Origin of the sequence: Trichococcus ilyis, assembly GCF_900109135.1 — a bacterium.
In the GTDB taxonomy this organism is placed as follows: Bacteria; Bacillota; Bacilli; order Lactobacillales; family Aerococcaceae; genus Trichococcus; species Trichococcus ilyis.
The window spans coordinates 35,249-52,292 of record NZ_FNYT01000022.1 but is presented as its reverse complement, the minus strand read 5'-3'; the positions used below and the strand labels follow the sequence as shown (position 1 = coordinate 52,292).

19 protein-coding genes are annotated in these 17,044 nt (G+C 51.0%); all 19 read right to left on the bottom strand.

All coding sequences use genetic code 11. The features are described 5' to 3' along the window. Positions 1–69: 69 nt before the first annotated feature. Positions 70–246, bottom strand: a complete 177-nt coding sequence (locus BMX58_RS14695) for a hypothetical protein (RefSeq protein ID WP_157077219.1) — start codon at positions 244–246, stop codon at positions 70–72. A 98-nt stretch (positions 247–344) separates the two neighbouring features. Beyond that, positions 345–1,352, bottom strand: coding sequence for a lipoate--protein ligase (gene lplA / locus BMX58_RS10565; RefSeq protein WP_068621243.1), 1,008 nt, complete (start codon positions 1,350–1,352; stop codon positions 345–347). Positions 1,353–1,409: 57 nt separating this feature from the next. Continuing rightward, positions 1,410–2,150 (bottom strand): MBL fold metallo-hydrolase, encoded by a 741-nt coding sequence (locus BMX58_RS10560; RefSeq protein WP_068621241.1) that lies wholly within the window; start codon positions 2,148–2,150, stop codon positions 1,410–1,412. A gap of 244 nt (positions 2,151–2,394) precedes the next feature. Further along, a complete protein-coding gene (hemG, locus tag BMX58_RS10555) occupies positions 2,395–3,819 on the bottom strand; it encodes a protoporphyrinogen oxidase (protein ID WP_068621239.1) in 1,425 nt (474 codons plus the stop codon). A 117-nt stretch (positions 3,820–3,936) separates the two neighbouring features. Continuing rightward, positions 3,937–5,022: a M42 family metallopeptidase gene (locus BMX58_RS10550; protein WP_068621237.1), complete on the bottom strand. Its 1,086-nt coding sequence runs from the start codon at positions 5,020–5,022 to the stop codon at positions 3,937–3,939. A 111-nt stretch (positions 5,023–5,133) separates the two neighbouring features. Then, on the bottom strand, positions 5,134–5,493 hold the full coding sequence (gene rplT / locus BMX58_RS10545) for a 50S ribosomal protein L20 (protein ID WP_068621235.1): 360 nt from the start codon (positions 5,491–5,493) through the stop codon (positions 5,134–5,136). A 58-nt stretch (positions 5,494–5,551) separates the two neighbouring features. Then, positions 5,552–5,752: a 50S ribosomal protein L35 gene (gene rpmI / locus BMX58_RS10540; protein WP_068621233.1), complete on the bottom strand. Its 201-nt coding sequence runs from the start codon at positions 5,750–5,752 to the stop codon at positions 5,552–5,554. A gap of 29 nt (positions 5,753–5,781) precedes the next feature. Continuing rightward, entirely contained in the window at positions 5,782–6,285 is a 504-nt protein-coding gene (gene infC / locus BMX58_RS10535) for a translation initiation factor IF-3 (RefSeq protein WP_068621231.1), read from the bottom strand. A gap of 265 nt (positions 6,286–6,550) precedes the next feature. After that, positions 6,551–7,051, bottom strand: coding sequence for a 2-amino-4-hydroxy-6-hydroxymethyldihydropteridine diphosphokinase (gene folK / locus BMX58_RS10530; protein ID WP_068621229.1), 501 nt, complete (start codon positions 7,049–7,051; stop codon positions 6,551–6,553). A gap of 5 nt (positions 7,052–7,056) precedes the next feature. Further along, positions 7,057–7,425: a dihydroneopterin aldolase gene (gene folB / locus BMX58_RS10525; protein WP_068621227.1), complete on the bottom strand. Its 369-nt coding sequence runs from the start codon at positions 7,423–7,425 to the stop codon at positions 7,057–7,059. Further along, positions 7,418–8,197, bottom strand: coding sequence for a dihydropteroate synthase (gene folP / locus BMX58_RS10520; protein ID WP_084253765.1), 780 nt, complete (start codon positions 8,195–8,197; stop codon positions 7,418–7,420). Before folP ends, folB begins: the two co-directional genes overlap by 8 nt. An 82-nt stretch (positions 8,198–8,279) precedes the next feature. Next, on the bottom strand, positions 8,280–8,837 hold the full coding sequence (gene folE / locus BMX58_RS10515) for a GTP cyclohydrolase I FolE (RefSeq protein WP_068621224.1): 558 nt from the start codon (positions 8,835–8,837) through the stop codon (positions 8,280–8,282). A gap of 23 nt (positions 8,838–8,860) precedes the next feature. Then, a complete protein-coding gene (locus BMX58_RS10510) occupies positions 8,861–10,051 on the bottom strand; it encodes an amidohydrolase (RefSeq protein WP_068621222.1) in 1,191 nt (396 codons plus the stop codon). A gap of 157 nt (positions 10,052–10,208) precedes the next feature. Further along, positions 10,209–12,143 carry a threonine--tRNA ligase gene (thrS, locus tag BMX58_RS10505; RefSeq protein ID WP_068621220.1) on the bottom strand — a complete coding sequence of 645 codons (1,935 nt, stop codon included), beginning with the start codon at positions 12,141–12,143 and terminating at the stop codon, positions 10,209–10,211. 412 nt (positions 12,144–12,555) lie between these two features. Next, the gene (gene dnaI, locus BMX58_RS10500; RefSeq protein WP_068621218.1) at positions 12,556–13,482 is read right to left on the bottom strand and encodes a primosomal protein DnaI; all 927 of its coding nucleotides are present in this window, start codon (positions 13,480–13,482) and stop codon (positions 12,556–12,558) included. Continuing rightward, the gene (locus BMX58_RS10495; protein ID WP_068621216.1) at positions 13,482–14,915 is read right to left on the bottom strand and encodes a replication initiation and membrane attachment family protein; all 1,434 of its coding nucleotides are present in this window, start codon (positions 14,913–14,915) and stop codon (positions 13,482–13,484) included. The genes dnaI and BMX58_RS10495 overlap by 1 nt, the downstream gene beginning before the upstream one ends. Beyond that, on the bottom strand, positions 14,912–15,454 hold the full coding sequence (nrdR, locus tag BMX58_RS10490) for a transcriptional regulator NrdR (RefSeq protein ID WP_084253755.1): 543 nt from the start codon (positions 15,452–15,454) through the stop codon (positions 14,912–14,914). The genes BMX58_RS10495 and nrdR overlap by 4 nt, the downstream gene beginning before the upstream one ends. Before the next feature lie 95 nt (positions 15,455–15,549). Further along, the gene (gene coaE / locus BMX58_RS10485) at positions 15,550–16,149 is read right to left on the bottom strand and encodes a dephospho-CoA kinase (protein WP_068621214.1); all 600 of its coding nucleotides are present in this window, start codon (positions 16,147–16,149) and stop codon (positions 15,550–15,552) included. 6 nt (positions 16,150–16,155) lie between these two features. Next, positions 16,156–17,040 (bottom strand): DNA-formamidopyrimidine glycosylase, encoded by an 885-nt coding sequence (gene mutM / locus BMX58_RS10480; protein ID WP_068621211.1) that lies wholly within the window; start codon positions 17,038–17,040, stop codon positions 16,156–16,158. Positions 17,041–17,044: the final 4 nt, after the last annotated feature.

The following is a 17,044-nucleotide window of genomic DNA, read 5'->3' as shown; positions in this document are numbered from 1 at the left end:
CTTACGCATATCGGTTTTTCCGCAAACAAGATAAATGTGCTTAACCTTGGTGTAATCAACAATCATCCATCACAGCTCCTTCAATAAAGCGTATAGGATGTATTTTTCAATGCCTTGATATACTGAAACCGTTCGGTTTCGATCCATATCCTTTATTTCAAAAGCAAGTTTTCGCTCGTGTGGCATTGGATCAAAGTCGTTTTGACTATCTAACTGAATAGGGACAATGTCCGGCTGTCTTTCCATTTGGGTACCTCCGTTATCTATGATAACTGAAGTATAAATGGAATTAATCATCCTGATAAGCTACCTGATTATTTGGCGCTTACGCTTCTCTTTTCTTTTCAGTACAATTCTTCAAGTAATTCTTCCGCCGTCACATTGCCGAAGTATTTCTTTACATCAAGTTCGTTCAACTTGTCCAGGATGTCCTCTTTGGCATAGCGGACTCCGATAAAGGCATCCTCAACGTCCTTGATTTCCCCCAATCCAAAGAAATCGCCAAAAATTTTCAGCTGCTGGATATGGCCCTCGTCAACATTCAAGCGGACTTCGATGGATCCGATCGGGAAACGATGGTGTTTTTGGATTTCGAATTTAGGGGACTTGCCGTAATTCCAATCCCAGTTGCCGAAGTACTCTTCGCGGATTTCATATACGCGCTTCCAGTCCGCATCGGTCAAATGGTACTCCTTGACTTCTTCGCGCGTTTTGACGCCAAAAATCGACAGCAGCATCAAATCGCGGAATTGCTCAGTCGTCAGATTTTGATAAGCCTCATCAACAAATGGCTTGATATTGGTAACGCGGCTGCGGATTGACTTGATTCCTTTCGATTCGATTTTTTCTTTGCGCGGTTTCAAAGCACCTGTCACTGCGTCCAAATCGGAGTCGAACAGGATCGTTCCATGGGCTGTCATCCTGCCGTTTGTTGCGTACATGGCATTTCCCGAGAATTTTTTCTCCCCGATGACCAAGTCATTCCTTCCTTTCAGCTCGGCATCCTTCACGCCGACGCTGTGCAGAAAAGAAATGACCGGTTTTGTGAATTTTCCGAAATCGCGGAATGAATCCCCGTCATCCTTTGTGATGAAGCAGAAAGAAAAATTCCCCAGATCGTGATACACTGCGCCACCACCGGACATGCGCCGGACAACATGGATCTTATTCGCTTCCACATAATCCGCATTGATTTCTTCGATCGTATTCTGGTTGCGGCCAATGATGATCGACGGCTCATTGATGTAAAACAGCAGAATCGGCTCATCCAAAATTTTTTCCTTCAATAAAAATGTCTCCAGTGCGATGTTTACGCTGGGATCCAATTGCCCTTGATTATCCACAAAATACATATACTCATTCCTCTCCTGTTCTTGAATCGATTTGTCGTTTCTTTTCGGTTGTTGCGGTCAGATTTCGAAGATCCTGTCCTTTTCCGCCAGTGTGACTTCTACCGAAGGCGCAGTTTCTTTTGCTTGATCCAATAGGACGGACAGCTCGCCTTTTTGAGGCAAATGCGTCAGGACCAACTGCTTGACGGCCCCTTCTTCTGCGATCGCCCCGACCTCACCTGCTGTCATATGCGCATGGTGCCGCTCGTTGCCGTTGAACAGATTCGCATCAGCCAGAAACAGGTCAGCCGCTTTCACGAAAGGCACAAGCGCCGGTAAATAAGCTGAATCAGCCCCGAAAACGAAGACTTTGCCGGTGGCGATTTCTTCGATCCGCAGCGCATAGCACGGAACCGGGTGGATGGTTTTCAAAAAGCGGATCCGAAACGGGCCCAGTTCCAAGGATTCGGTTGGATTATAGGCAATCCCTTCGCTCACTCCGGGCATTTCCAGCAGCCGGAAGAAATCCGATTCGTCATGTCCGTAGATCGGCAGTATTTTTTTTGACTTTCCCGCTGCAGGCTCTTTCAGCTGAAAAGTGTATTGCAGGACACCCAAATCAGCGATATGATCGGCGTGATAATGCGTCAGGATGACCGCATCCAGATCCAGCGGGTCCAGATGATGCTCCAATGACAACAAGGCGTTGCTGCCAGCATCGATCAAGAGTTTGAAATCCCCGGATGTCAGCAGGTAGGCTGTCGTGCCGACATCTTTTGTAGGATAGCCGCCCATGCAGCCCAAAATTGTCAATTTCATAAATCGTCCCCCAATCCAATATTTGATAAGCCAGGAATCTTAGTTAGATTATAGCATGACTGCGGCCACGCTCAACGACTATCTCTGTTCGCCCCCAAAACAGAGACAGTTAAATACCAAAAACAAAACAGATCGAATTTTACGCTTTCATTATAACACCAACTATCGCCAAAGGCTACTCGAAAAGAAAAAACAGCCCTCTGCCAACTGTACTCAAACAGATAGGCGGGCTGTTTCATATTGTTTAGGGATTCGCGTGCTCTTCCAGATTTTTCATGTAGCGGATGGTCTCGTCAGCTAAGCGTTTGCCCTCTTTGATGGCATTTTCCATGCCGTAACCGGTGATTCCGTTCCCTCCGACAAAAATACCGTTTTTTGCGTAGGCTGCGCACACTTGATAGCCCTCATCCAGCATTTCCTGCCGTTGCTGCAGGCTGAAATGCGGCACAGCCTTTTCCCAACGATAGAAAGTCGCCTGCAACGGCTCCGCTGTCAAATCAAGCATTTCTTTCAATTCATGCTTGATGATGTCCATCACAAGATCATCCGCCAGTTCTATCAAAGTCTCTTCCAAACGTCTGCCGAATTCCACCAGCACGTAATAGTGTTCCGCGTGCTCAAAAAGCGGCCACTTTCTGTTCAGCACGACAATCTTGGTGCTGTGGAAAGAACTCCTCCGGGGGATCACATAGCCTTGCCCATCAGGCAAGTTTTTGACCGTCTTTTTGTCGAGCTTGAAAAAAGCCGTGCCGACACTTGTGCTTTGGGCTTTCGGAAAAGCTATTTCCCGGGTGAAGCTTTCCAGGAAGCCGAGCGATTCCTGCGGGTTCGTTGTGACGACGACACTGCCCACGCGCATGGACTCCCGTCCGTTCAGTTCGACCAGCAAAAGCTCTTCCGGCAATCTGCCCACCGATTTTACTTTCTGGTTCAGGTAGATGTGCCCTTCCAGGCGCTCCGCAAGGCGTCCGGTCAAGGCAGCCAAGCCTTTTCTGAAGGTATACTCCTGACCGGAGCCGTCCGCATAACGCAACAGATGCTCCCGCTTCTGTTTCCCGATATGGGTTTTCCCATAGATGGTCACCAAATTCTCATCGAACAGTTTCACCGGCAGCAACTCCATGGAGCCGTAGACATTATCCGGATAATAGGGCTCCGCCATGTAATCGACGACTTCACGTCCCAAACGGAATTCCAAAAAATTATCGGTGGAGTATTCCGGGTTCTCGTGCAGGTTTTTGGAAAGGAAAAGACCGTTCATGAATGCTCTCAGCTTAGCGTCCAAAGTCAGCCCGCCGGCTTGCCAAATGTCATGCAGAAAAAGCGGCATGCCGTGATAGGTAGGCATGGTGTCTTCGATGACCGCGTTGCCGTCGAACAGCACCAATTTCCCGCCGATACTGAATTGCCGTTCCTCTTCCAGACCCAATCCCTGCAGAAAATCGGAAATATCCGCCCGTCTCGAATCGAAAGCTGATGCGCCCACATCAATCGCGTAGCCATCCATTTCAATCGTATGGATCATGCCGCCGACACCAGCCCTCTCCTCGAGAAGAACATATTCAAACGGAAGGTTTTGTTCCCGGATGGCTTTATCGATCTCATAAGCCGCCGTCAATCCTCTCAGACCGCTGCCGATGATTGCGATGCGTCTTTTCAACTTCTCCATCCTGCCGTCCCCTCCTTTCGCTTTCTTGCTGTTCACGTTCTTATTATCTCTATCTTACTCTATCCCGCAACGAAAATATGTGGATATTTTTCGACAGATATTCACGCTGTTATTCTTTTAGACATTTTCGCGGATCTGCTCGACCGTTGCGGTATCCAGACGTTTGACCAGCTCCGTGACCAGTTTGACTGCATTCAGATAGTCATCTTCATGGATCATGGACGTGTGCGAATGCAGATACCGCACCGGCACCGTGATCGCAAACGACGGGATCCCGTCCAGGCTCTGGTGTTGGGCACCGGCGTCCGTACCGCCGCCCGTGATGACCGTGTACTGGAAAGGAATGCCGCATTCTTCCGCTACCCCGACAATGAAGTCGCGCAAGCCGCGATGCGGTATCATCGATGCATCATAAATCAACAATTGCGGGCCTTTTCCGAGTTCGGAATCCGCTTCTTGCGGCGTCATACCCGGCGTATCCCCGGCAGTGCCTGTGTCCAAGGCGAACGCAATATCCGGCCGGATCATGTGGGTAGCTGTCTTCGCGCCGCGCAGCCCGACTTCTTCCTGGGCATTCCCGCCGCTGAAAATCACATTCGGGTGCCCTGTTTCTGCCACGTTTTCCAGTACTTTCAAGGCTACGGCCAGTCCGATCCGATTATCCCAAGCTTTCGCCAACAGGAATTTCGAATCGTTCATGCGTTGGAAGGAAATATAGGGCGTGATCATGTCGCCAGGTCTGATTCCCCATTCCGCCACCTGTTCCTTTGACGAAGCCCCGATATCGATGAACATATCCTTGATTTCATAAGGCTTTTTGCGGGCTTCCGGCGTCAATACATGCGGCGGTTTGCAGCCGATGACACCATGATAGCGCACTCCTTTCGAGCTGGTGATTTCCACTTGCTGGGCCAGCATAACCTGGTTCCACCAGCCTCCCAACGTCTGGAATTTTATGAAACCTTTCTCGGTTATGGCCGTGACCATGAACCCGACTTCATCCAAGTGGCCCGCCAACAGGATGGTCGGTCCCGCTTCTGTGCCGGTGTGTTTGGCGAAGATGCCGCCCAAACCGTCCTGCGCGAAGCTTTCCGCGAAAGGTTCGGCATAGCGTCTGAAGACTCCACGGACCTCTCCTTCGTTGCCCGGAACGCCTCTGGCATCCGTCAAGTCGACCAGCATCTGTAGTTCTTTCTCTTCCAAAATGATACCTCCAATTGATTTACTGACATAACTTCAGTATAACATTACCTGCAAGAAAAACAAAAAATCGCCGCACTCTCGGTCAAGACCGGAGAAGCGGCGATTCCAAAATTATTTAGCCAATGCAGCTTTAGCTTGTTCAGCTACTGCAGTGAAAGCTGCAGCGTCGGTAACAGCCAAGTCAGCCAACATTTTGCGGTTCATTTCGATGCCAGCAAGTTTCAATCCGTGGATCAAAGTGCTGTAGCTCATGCCGTTCATGCGAGCAGCCGCATTGATACGCGCGATCCACAGTCTGCGGAAGTCACGTTTCTTTTGACGACGGTCTCTGTAAGCATAAGTATAAGATTTCATTACTTGTTCTTTAGCAGTTTTGAATAATGTGTGTTTTGAACCGTAATAACCTTTAGACAATTTGATGATCTTTTTGCGGCGTTTACGGGTTACTGTCCCACCTTTAACACGTGGCATAGTGATTTCCTCCTTATTAGAACCAAGGTTCTATCTCGTATTGTAGTTGTGTTTTGATTTATTTGACTTGTGCTAATTGTTGGCTGATACGTTTCATATCAGATGCGCTGACCATTGAAGCTTGACGCAATTGACGTCTTTGTTTCTTCGTTTTTCCGTGGAATCTATGGCTTGTAAAAGCGCTCCAGCGTTTTAGTCCGCCGTTACCAGTTCTTTTGAAACGTTTAGCTGAACCACGGTGAGTTTTTTGTTTTGGCATTTGTCTTTCCTCCTAAATTAAGTTACAAATTATTTATCGGCTTTTGGCGCCAACATCAAGAACATGCTTCTGCCGTCCATTTTAGGATGAGATTCAATCGTCGAAACGTCAGTAAGTTCAGATGCAAGGCGATCCAGGACTTTTTGTCCGATTTCCTTATGAGTGATCGCACGCCCTTTGAAACGGATCGATGCTTTCACTTTGTCACCTTTTTCCAAGAACTTGCGTGCGTTACGCAATTTCGTTTGAAAATCATTTTCGTCGATGGAAGGACTCAAGCGTACTTCTTTAAGGCTTACCACTTTTTGGTTTTTACGGGCTTCACGTTCGCGTTTTTGTTGATCGAAACGGAACTTGCCGTAATCCATAATACGGGCAACGGGCGGGTTTGCATTAGGCGATACCAAAACTAAATCCAAATTTGCTGCTTCTGCAAGTTGCAATGCATCATTTTTCGATTTGACTCCCAGTTGCTCGCCATCACTGCCAATGACACGTAATTCACGAGCACGAATGCCGTCGTTAACCATCATATCTTTTGCTATGGTCGTTCACCTCCATGATATTTGAGAGAAAGAACGCAGAAAAAAGTCGGCGGATTACAATAACCCGCCGACAATACTTGCATTGCTGCAAGTTACTTGTACATATCCGGCCCAGGGACGCGATTGTCCACTCAGGCGAGAAGCGGGTGCCTCTGCTTAATTTCTCAACTTTTATAGTATACCCTCTTGCAGCGGAAACGTCAAGGCTTTTTCGGTGAAATCATCATTTTGGGCTGATGATCGGTTCCCTGCATCAGGAAGCCGGCGCGTATTTCCAGATTTCCTCCAGGTCCTGCTCCGGCAAATCCGCCGCCAATTCTCTGACGGTCTTGCCCCACTTCGGAACAACCAGTTCCGGATTCAACTCCAAGAGCGGCAACAGCACAAAGGTGCGCTCCCGCAGCCTAGGATGCGGAACGGTCAGCCGCTCTTCCTCTAAACTTTCCAGCCCGTAAAGAATGATATCAACATCCAGCGTGCGGGGTCCGAAGCGGATCGTGCGCACTCTTCCGAGCTCCTGTTCTATGTTTTGGCACTTATCCAGCAGATCCAAAGGCAGCAAATCCGTTTCCGCTTCGAAAACAAGGTTCAGGAAATCCGGCTGGTCGAGATAGCCGACCGGTTTTGATTCATAGATGGACGATACGCGTCTCACCGTGACGCCGGGCAAAGCGCGGAAAAGTGCCAAAGCCTCATCAAGATGCGCCGCCCGCGGTTCCAGATTCGTCCCTAGTGCGATGTATGCGATAGGCACGCCTCTCAGCTCCCTTCCCTTTCGCGGTAGATCTCCACTGCAACGGAATCATAATGGCCGACGATCGGCGGATCCGGTTTGATCACTTTCACTTGGCAAGCCTGCAGCCCGCCGAAGCGTGCGAACAAAGCGATCGCGATATGCTCCGCCAAAGCTTCGATCAGATTGAAATTTTCACCCTCCACTACCGCTTTGACCGCCTTGTAGGCATGGCCGTAATGGATCGAATCCTCCATTTTGTCGCTGTAGCCGGCTTTTTTTGTGTCGGTGTGCAGGACAACATCTACGTTGAAACGTTGACCGAGCACCTTTTCCTCTGCGTTCAATCCATGGAAGGCATAGAACTGCAGATTGTTCAAATAGATTTTATCCAATCGGACTCTCTCCTTTTTTCAGCATGATGTCCATCATCCGTGCCACTTCCGCATTGGCCTTGACATTGTGCACCCGGAACAGCTGCGCACCATTCACGATGCCCAAAGCGGTGGTTGCCGCCGTCCCCAGATCGCGCTCCTTGAAAGGGATATCCCCGAGTGCCGTTCCGATGAAACGTTTCCGGGATGTCCCCAAGAGCAGCGGATAACCCAAATCGGCAAAGCGCTTCAGTTGATGGACCACATTCAGATTGTCTTCGTAGGTTTTTGCGAATCCGCAACCGGGATCCAGGATGATGTTCTCCCTCTTGACGCCTGCGGCTGTTGCGATCCGCACACTCTCCGCCAAGTCCTCGAGCATGTCCTCGATCAGAAAGGCATAATCCGCTTTTTCCCGGTTGTGCATCAGAATGATCGGAACTTCGAATGCCGCGGCAACCACAGCGATCTCGGGATCGTACTTGCAGCCCCAGATGTCGTTGATGATATCGATGCCGGCTTCGCAAGCCGCGCGGGCCACCGCCGATTTGTAGGTATCGATCGAAAGCGGCACATCGACCGCAGCCTTGACGGCCTTGATGATCGGCACAACCCGCGCGATTTCCTCTTCATCAGAAATTTGGACATGTCCAGGACGGGTGGATTCCCCGCCGATGTCGATGATGTCGGCGCCATCCGCAACCATTTCCAGTGCGTGGGCGACGGCTTTTTCGGCAGTGTTCCACTCTCCGCCATCGGAGAACGAATCCGGCGTCGCATTCAGGATCCCCATGATATAACTGCGCTGCGAAAGGTCATACACCTTCGTCTTCGTCTTTAGTTTCAAGTTGCTTGCTCCTCGTCAACATTTTCGTCTACAGTTTGATCAATTCCAGCACTTCGCTTCTGGACTTTGAAGAGTTCTCGAAAGCACCGCGGACGGCGGATGTGACCGTTTTGCTGCCCGGTTTCTTGACGCCGCGCATCGTCATGCACATATGCTCGGCTTCAAGCACGACCATGACCCCCTGCGGCTCCAGGAATTCCATCAGGATATCGGCTACGGTTGTCGTGATCCGTTCCTGTATCTGCGGTCTCTTGCTGACGTCATCAAGGATGCGCGCCAATTTGCTCAGGCCGATCACCTGTCCATCCTTCGGCATGTAGGCGATGTGGCCTACGCCGAAGAAAGGGACCAGATGGTGTTCACAGGTGGAGTAAAAAGGAATGTCCTTCACCAGTACGATTTCATCGGTCTCCTCATGGAAAACGACTTTGGCATGCCGGGTGGGGTCCTTTTCAATTCCCGAAAAAATTTCCGCATACATGCGCGCCACGCGTTTTGGCGTATCTTTGATGCCCGAGCGGTTCGGGTCTTCCCCGATCGCCTCCAAAATCATTTGGACGGCGGATTCTATTTTCTCTAAATCCATTCTCTTGACTGCCTCCTAAACGCTCATTTTGCTTCCAAAGCTGTGAGCGTGATGTCGCCGACCGCTTTGGCCGCTACCAAAAGAGCTTTTTCATTGATATCGAATTTCGGGTGATGATTGTTGAAAACCTCAGCTTTTTCCGGGCGTGCGCCGACGTTGAGGAAGGCTCCGGGAATCTTCAGCAAGTATTGCCCGAAGTCCTCAGCGCCGGTGTTGGCCGGTGCGGCGATGACCTGATCCAGATACGCGCCGATGCCATGCATTTCCAACGCCGCCACCGCTTTCGCCGTCTCCTGCGGATGGTTGTACAAGGGCGGGTAATCGGAATTGTAGTCGATGTCCACCTTCACGTCGTACATCTCCTCCAGGCCGCGGCCGATCCGATGGAAATGCTCCTCGATGACCTTGCCGACCTCGAGATCCATGTAGCGGGCATCCCCGCGCAGGATCAGGCTGTCCTTGATGACATTGCTGCTGCCGGCGGCTTCGAAGGAGCCGATCGTCACGACCGCCATATCGTAAGGATTGATGCGGCGGGAAACGATCGTCTGCAGGTTCATCACGAAGCTGGATGCCGCCACAATCGTATCATTGGAACGATGCGGCTGCGAAGCATGCCCGCCTGTCCCTTGAATCGCGACTTTGATGTCGCTGCAGCCGGCATAGGCGTAACCACTGGTATAAAAGATTGTCCCGACTTCGTGGTCCGGATAGAAATGGATGCCGTAGATTTCATCGACATCGTCCAGCAAGCCGGATTCCACGATGCTTTTGGCTCCGGCCGGTGCCATCTCTTCAGCATGTTGGTGCACGATTTTGATTGTGCCTGCCCATTGGTCCTTCAAGCGGATCAGGCAGTCCGCCAAGACCATCAGATAAGCGGTGTGTCCGTCATGTCCGCAGGCATGCATGACGCCCGGATTTTTCGATGCAAACGGCAGGCCGGTCTGCTCCTCGATCTGCAGCGCATCGAAATCAGCCCGCAACGCAATGGTCCGGCCGGGCTGCTTCCCGTTGATCGTGACGATGATCCCGTAACCATTCCCTACATTCGTCTGCACATCAACCGGTTTGCCCTGGTAGAAACGCGCAATGAACGCAGCCGTTTCTTTTTCGTCGAACGACAATTCCGGATGTTCATGGAAATGACGGCGCAGAGCGATCATATCATCTTCGCGGCCGTCCAGCATGTTCATCAATTCATCCCTTAACATCTACTCATCCTCTCCTATCCAGTAAATTAAACAGAAAATGAAGGCCCGGAACACAAAGCGCCATGTTCCGGGCCTTCATCAAGCTAACAGAATCAAAGCTACATCACTGATACATATTGTATCATGATTTGCTCAGAAAAATGTGGATTTGATAAGATTATTTGAAGTTTTTGATTTCCGCTTGAACGTTTTCCAAGAAATCATCCATGCTGACAGTCGCCGTTTCTTTCGAGCCGTAGCGGCGGACAGTGACAGTGCCGTTCAGCAATTCCTGATCCCCGATGACCAACTGATACGGGATTTTTTGTGTCTGGGAAGCACGGATCTTGTACCCCATCTTCTCGTTGCGGTCATCGACTTCGACGCGCATGCCCAACTGTTCCATTACGGTTTTCAGTTCAAACGCCTGATCGGCATGCAGATCCAAGTTGACCGGGATGATCGTCGCTTGAACAGGAGCCAACCAGACCGGGAACGCGCCTTTGTACTCTTCGATCAAATAGGCCACAAAACGCTCCATCGTGGAGATGACGCCGCGGTGGATGACGACCGGACGGTGATTGTTTTCGCCGTCTTCGCCGACGTAAGTCAGGTCAAAGCGCTCAGGCAACAGGAAGTCCAATTGGATCGTGGACATGGTTTCTTCCAAGCCCATCGCCGTCTTGAACTGCACGTCCAATTTCGGTCCGTAGAAAGCAGCTTCGCCGATGGCTTCGAAGTATTCCAAACCGAATTCGTCCATCGCTTCCTTCAGCATCGCTTCCGCGCGGTTCCACATATCGTCGTCATCGAAGTATTTCACTTTGTCTTCCGGATCGCGGTAGCTCAGGCGGAAACGGTAATCGCTGATCTGGAAGTCCTGATAGACATCCATGATCAACTGCAGCACCCGTTTGAACTCATCTTTGATCTGGTCCGGACGGACAAAGGCATGCGCGTCGTTCAGCGTCATTTCGCGCACACGCTGCAGACCGGACAAGGCGCCGCTCTTTTCATAGCGGTGCATCATGCCCAATTCGGCGATGCGGATCGGCAATTCGCGGTAGCTGTGGATGTCGTTCTTGTAGACCATCATATGGTGCGGACAGTTCATCGGGCGCAATACCAGCATTTCGCCGTCACCCATGTCCATCGGCGGGAACATGTCCTCATGATAGTGGTCCCAGTGTCCGGAAGTCTTGTACAATTCCACGTTCGCCATGATCGGTGTGTAGACGTGCTGGTAACCCAAGCTCACTTCTTTGTCGACGATGTAGCGTTCCAGTGTACGGCGGATCGTTGCGCCTTTAGGCAACCAGAACGGCAAGCCGGACCCGACTTCAGGAGAAACCATGAACAAGTCCAATTCTTTGCCCAATTTGCGGTGATCGCGCTCTTTGGCTTCTTCGCGCATTTTGATGAATTCAGCCAAGGCTTTCTTGTCGAAAAAGGCGGTTCCGTATACGCGCTGCATCATTTTGTTGTTCGAATTGCCTCTCCAGTAGGCACCCGCCAACGACAACAGCTTGAAGACTTGGATTCTCCCGGTAGTCGGTACATGGACCCCGCGGCAAAGGTCTGTGAAGTCCTCTTGGGTGTAGACAGTTATGGTTTCATTCTCAGGCAAAGCTGTGATCAGCTCGACTTTGTAAGGATCGTTTGCGAAGATTCCCAATGCTTCCGCACGGCTCACCTCGCGTCTGACGATTGGATAATTCGCCTTCACGATGTTCATCATTTCCGCTTCGACTTTCGGCAGATCCTCTTCGGAAAGCTGCACTTCCATATCGGTATCATAGTAGAAGCCGGTTTCGATCGCTGGTCCCACACCGAAATGGATGCCTGGGAACAGGCGCGTCAGGGCATGCGCCATCAAATGGGCAGTCGAGTGGCGCAGGATCCCCAGACCGTCGGCATGATCCGGTGTCACGATTTCAAGTGAACCATCCGTCTCCAACGGACGCGTGAAGTCGACCAATTCCCCGTTGAATTTTCCGGCCAAAGCTTTTTTGGCCAGGCTGTTGCTGATGCTTTTCGCTACTTCTTCCACTGTGACGCCGGCTTCGAATATTTTTACGGCGCCGTCAGGGAAAGTGATTTTGATTTCTGACATGCTGATTCCTCCTACTTAATATGTTTGATGGCTGAGACAAAAATGCAACAAAAAAGCCCATTCCCGGCTAATGCCGGAAATGGGACGTGTCTACGTGGTTCCACCCAAATTCAAAGAACGACAACGAAGCATTCCTGGCTTCTCATCATCCTGACTTGAACGCGATAACGAGCGTACCGTTTTCCCTTACTGCAAATTCAGGGAATCTCTCGAAAGGGGTCAATGCATGATTGATTAGGATGTTCCACCAAGCCATCCCTCGCTAAAAATCAGTTCATTCATCGGTGTCTTTCTCATCGATTTGTCTTTCACTTCATCTGAGTTTCATTTAAACACAAAAAATAATTGTTTTCAAGTTTAATTTCAGAAAAGCTAGCCAACTCTTTTGATTGCAGAACGGCGGAGCGTCGGCCTATTGTTCGAAACGGCGGTTTTTCCCGGTCAAGGGGACCTCGCGCGACAGGAAGCGTATCCGTTCCATCAGACGTTTTGCCTTCATCGGCTCGTCATCGCCGCGGTTGCCCATGCGCAAGTGCTCCTCCAATTGCTGCATCGTGAAGTTGGAACTGAAGAATGTCGGCAAGTCTTCCTGCATCCGGTACTGGAGGATGACACCGAGGACTTCATCGCGGATCCAAGTCGAATTGGCTTCCGCCCCGATATCGTCCAGCATCAGGATTTCCGCCTTCTTCACGGCATCGATTTTTTCGTTGACCGTGTTGCTCTGAATCGCCTGCTTCATCTCCATCGTGAAGGTCGGATAATGCATCAGCGTCGTAAGATGCCCGCCCATCGCCAGTTCATGCGCGATCGCACCCAAGAGATAGGATTTCCCGACCCCGAAAGGACCATAGAAATACAGCGCTTGATGGTGCGCTTTCGGATTGGCATTGAAAGCATCGATGAAATTCAACGACTCCAGAATGGCCGGCATCCGTTCATTCGATTGGACAAAACGATCCAACGTCGCCGTACGGACATCCTTCGGCATCGACATCGAATGGACCCGGCTCCTTAATTCCTTTTCCCTCTCCCGTGCCACCGTCTCATCGGTAGGCGTGTAGACGACATCGATGTACCCGGCATTCAACACAAGGTTCGGCTCATAGCCCGGATTCTGTGAAGCTTTCCCGAGCCTGATTTTCTCCTTTTCCTGCACATATTCGTGCAGCTTCGAATAGCTTCTCTCGACGATTTCCTGCGTCAGGCGTTCCTCGTGCTTCCGGAAAAAGGCTTGGACGTCGGCATCCTTCATGATCGTGTCGATCATGCCTTGATAGCGTTGGCTGATGTCGGGGTCATTCATGTATTTGTAAAAAGCTCTTCCGATATGATCCATCATTCCTCCCCTGCCTTTCCGCTACTTTTTAATTTCTTGATGCGTTCGTTCAATTTTTGTTGCGCTTCCGGCGTCAGCGGCGTTTCCACAACCGCTTTGTTCTCTGCCGTGGCCCATTCCGGCAAGTTCTCTTTTTTCCGGACCACGGTCTTGCCGTAGTTTTTTGCAGTCGTGCGGCCGGCTGCCCGCTTCTCTGCTTTCGCTTTCATCTCGCCGGCGAATTGTTTCGCCTTCGCCAACGCTTTTTCGGGCGAATCGACACCATCCTGCAGCCAATCGTTTGCGATTGCTTCCACATAGGCCTTCGACAGGTGCGGATTGTTGAGGATGACCAAAACGTAGTGCGTCAGCACGTTGAGTACGCTCGGTTTGAAATCGGCCTTCTCCATCAAGGTCCGAAGCAATTGTGTTTCCGAGGAGGTCACGATGCCGCCCTTTTGTTTTTTGATGCTGGTCAAAAACTGATGCGGCGTCAATTGCTCACACGCTTTGATGAAAGTGATCTCTTCATTGGAAAAGCGCGCTTGGATCAACTTCTGCTCCCGGACTTTTTCAGTATCCTTAGCCGTTTGGATGCTCTGGGTGACTTTATCCTTTACCTCCAAACGGGTGCTGTGTTTCTGTTCATAGGCATCGGACACGATTTTTTTGAGCGCCTCCCCGTCGACTTTGCCCGATTCGATATCGGCCGCCTCCAGGATGAATTGCGCCATCTGCAGCTCGTCGCAACCAAACAGCGTATGCAGGATCGTGATCGTGTGTTCCAGTTCTTTGGTGATTGATTCGCGTTTGACGAACTGTTTGTTCAACAGTTGCCGGAAAAATGCGAAATCAAAGCCAGTGTTTTCGATCAGGGGAAGATTCGCGCCGCTGTCTCCCAACAAGGTTTTCTCGTTCTGCCGCATGCGCGCTTGCTCCGCAAAGGCGCTTTCCGAGAAAGAAAAAACATCCAAAAAGGATTTGGTGATGTTTTCGGCATTTGGGGCAGCACTGGCTTGCCGGCTGAACCGCTGCTGCAGTTCGCGGTATTTCCGTTCGCCGACTTTCTCGTACAGCAGCAGGCCCATCAGGTCATCGCGGAAAAAGGCATGACTGGAAAGCGGCTGCTGCAATTCGTACAGATACTGCTTCGCAGGCTCGTTCACAAGGAACGTCTTCAGCAACCCGATCCCTTCCAGCTTGACGCGGGCTTGGTAGAATTCCGGGATTCCGACATTGGATAAAGCCAATAGTTCGGCATGGAGGAGATCCCTGCTCCAATAGGTATCCTGCGGAATCTCTGCGAGCAGCGTCAAGTATAGGCTGAATGCATGCGGCCCGATGATGGGTTGGTACAGTTGTGTCAGGATTTTGCGGTCCACATCGGATATCAAGCTGGTCTGGCTTGCCCGGAACGGATCCTTGGGACTGATGTTTTGCCATGGATAGCTCATTCAGGCTCTTCCTTTCCGGGGCCTGCCTCGGATGGATGAGCATCGGATGATGGGAAGACTGAATGTTCGGCAGCCGCTTGTTCGGCTTTCTTCTTCTCCATGTTCTTCAGTTCGTCAAGGAAGGTTTTCCGGTCCGAAAATTGGCGGTAAACGCTCGCGAAACGGATGTAGGCGACATCGTCTATTTTGGCCAACTTATCCATGACGTATTCCCCGATGACGATGCTGGATACTTCGTTTTCCCCGAGGGCACGGATTTCGGCTTCCACTTCATTGACGACCGTCTCCAATTGTTCAAGGGCGATCGGCCGTTTTTCGCAGGAGCGGATCAATCCCCGCAACAACTTCTCACGGCTGAATTCTTCGCGCGCACCATTTTTCTTGATGACAAGCAACGGTGTCTGCTCGATCCTTTCGAATGTAGTGAAGCGGAAATGGCATTGTTCGCACTCGCGCCGGCGACGGATGGCTTTCCCCTCATCTGCTGGACGGCTGTCGACAACACGCGACCCGTGATAGTGACATTTTGGGCATTGCATCGGCTTTCCCCCTTTTCTTTCGTTTATTATCGCTTCATTATAACATACTTGTGGCTCAAAAACCTTGAAAAGATGGTCTTTCCGGGACCGTCAGGCTAGGCGTAGCCATACTTGCGCAGCCAGTCGCTGACTTGTTTTCCGGTTTCCGCGATCGTCCCGGAATTATCGATGACAAAGTCAGCCAGCTTTTTTTTCTTTTCGATCGAAAGTTGGCTGCTGATTCTGCGCTTGGCTTCCTTTTCATCCAAATGGTTGCGGATCATCAGCCTTTGCAATTGGAGCTCTTCCGGAACATAGACGACCATCACGGCATCGCAACTTTGCTGGTAGCCACCTTCGTACAGCAAAGGGATGTCCAGCACAACCAGTCGATGGCCTGCTGCGATATAGCGCGCTTTTTCTGCATGAATCCACTCTCTGATGCGTTCGTGGATCAGTGCGTCCAGCTCGGCTCGCTTCTCTTCATCCGAAAAGATCAGCGCCCCTAAACGCTTGCGGTCCAGCGTGCCGTCCGGAAGCAGGTAGGCAGTCCCGAAATGCCGGATGATTTCCGCCAATCCCGGCGTTCCGGGAAGAACGACAGCTCTTGCTCCCAGATCCGCATCCACGACCGGTATGCCTGCAGACAAAAACAGCTTCGCTACAGTCGATTTCCCTGTAGCGATGCTTCCTGTAAGACCCAATATATAGCTCATGTTCGTTTATCTCGCCCCTTTGTACGCAATGTCGGTGCTGTCTGTCGCCTTCGTACGGACCCTTGGCATTTGTTGACAATGCGGACAATAATGCGTTCCTCTCTGTGCAACCCTTATTTTTTCGATCTGATGGCCGCAATTCGGACAAGGTTGCCCGGTCTGGCCGTAAACGGCAAGGGAGACTTGGAATTTTCCGGCCTCCCCCAACGTGTTTTTGTAGGTCCGGATCGTCGACCCTCCGGCTTCCACCGATCTGCTGATCACATCGATGATGGCTTCGTGCAATCTTTTGGCTGCAGCCGGCCCGATTGTATCAGCCGCTTGCAGCGGGTGGATCCGGGCCTGGAAGAGCGATTCATCCGCATAGATATTCCCTACGCCGGCAACGATGTTTTGGTCGAGGATGACCGCTTTGATCGCCCTGTGCGACTTGGAAAGGTCTTTTTTGAATTTGCTCAATTTGAAGAAATCTACGGTCGGCTCCGGTCCCATCTTTTTGAAAGGTTCATAATCATCCCGCTTTTCGATCGGCAGCAAGGTGAATTTGCCGAACTTGCGCACGTCAAGGTAACGCAATTGGCGGCCATCGGCGAGATAGAAAATGACATGGGTATGCTTCTTGAGCGGCTCGCCGGATTCGCTCACCTCATATTTGCCTTCCATCCGCAGATGGGAAATCATCGCCCAGTGGTCCAGCAAGAAAATCAGATACTTGCCGCGGCGTTCGATGGTGTGGATCTGTTCACCGCGCAACACCGTCTTGAACCGTTCCGTGGAAAAAGGCGGCGTGATCATGCGATCCCAAAAGACGGCCACATCCGTGATGACGGCTCCTCCTACAAGGTTGATGAGCCCCTTGCGGATCGTTTCTACTTCCGGCAATTCCGGCATAAGC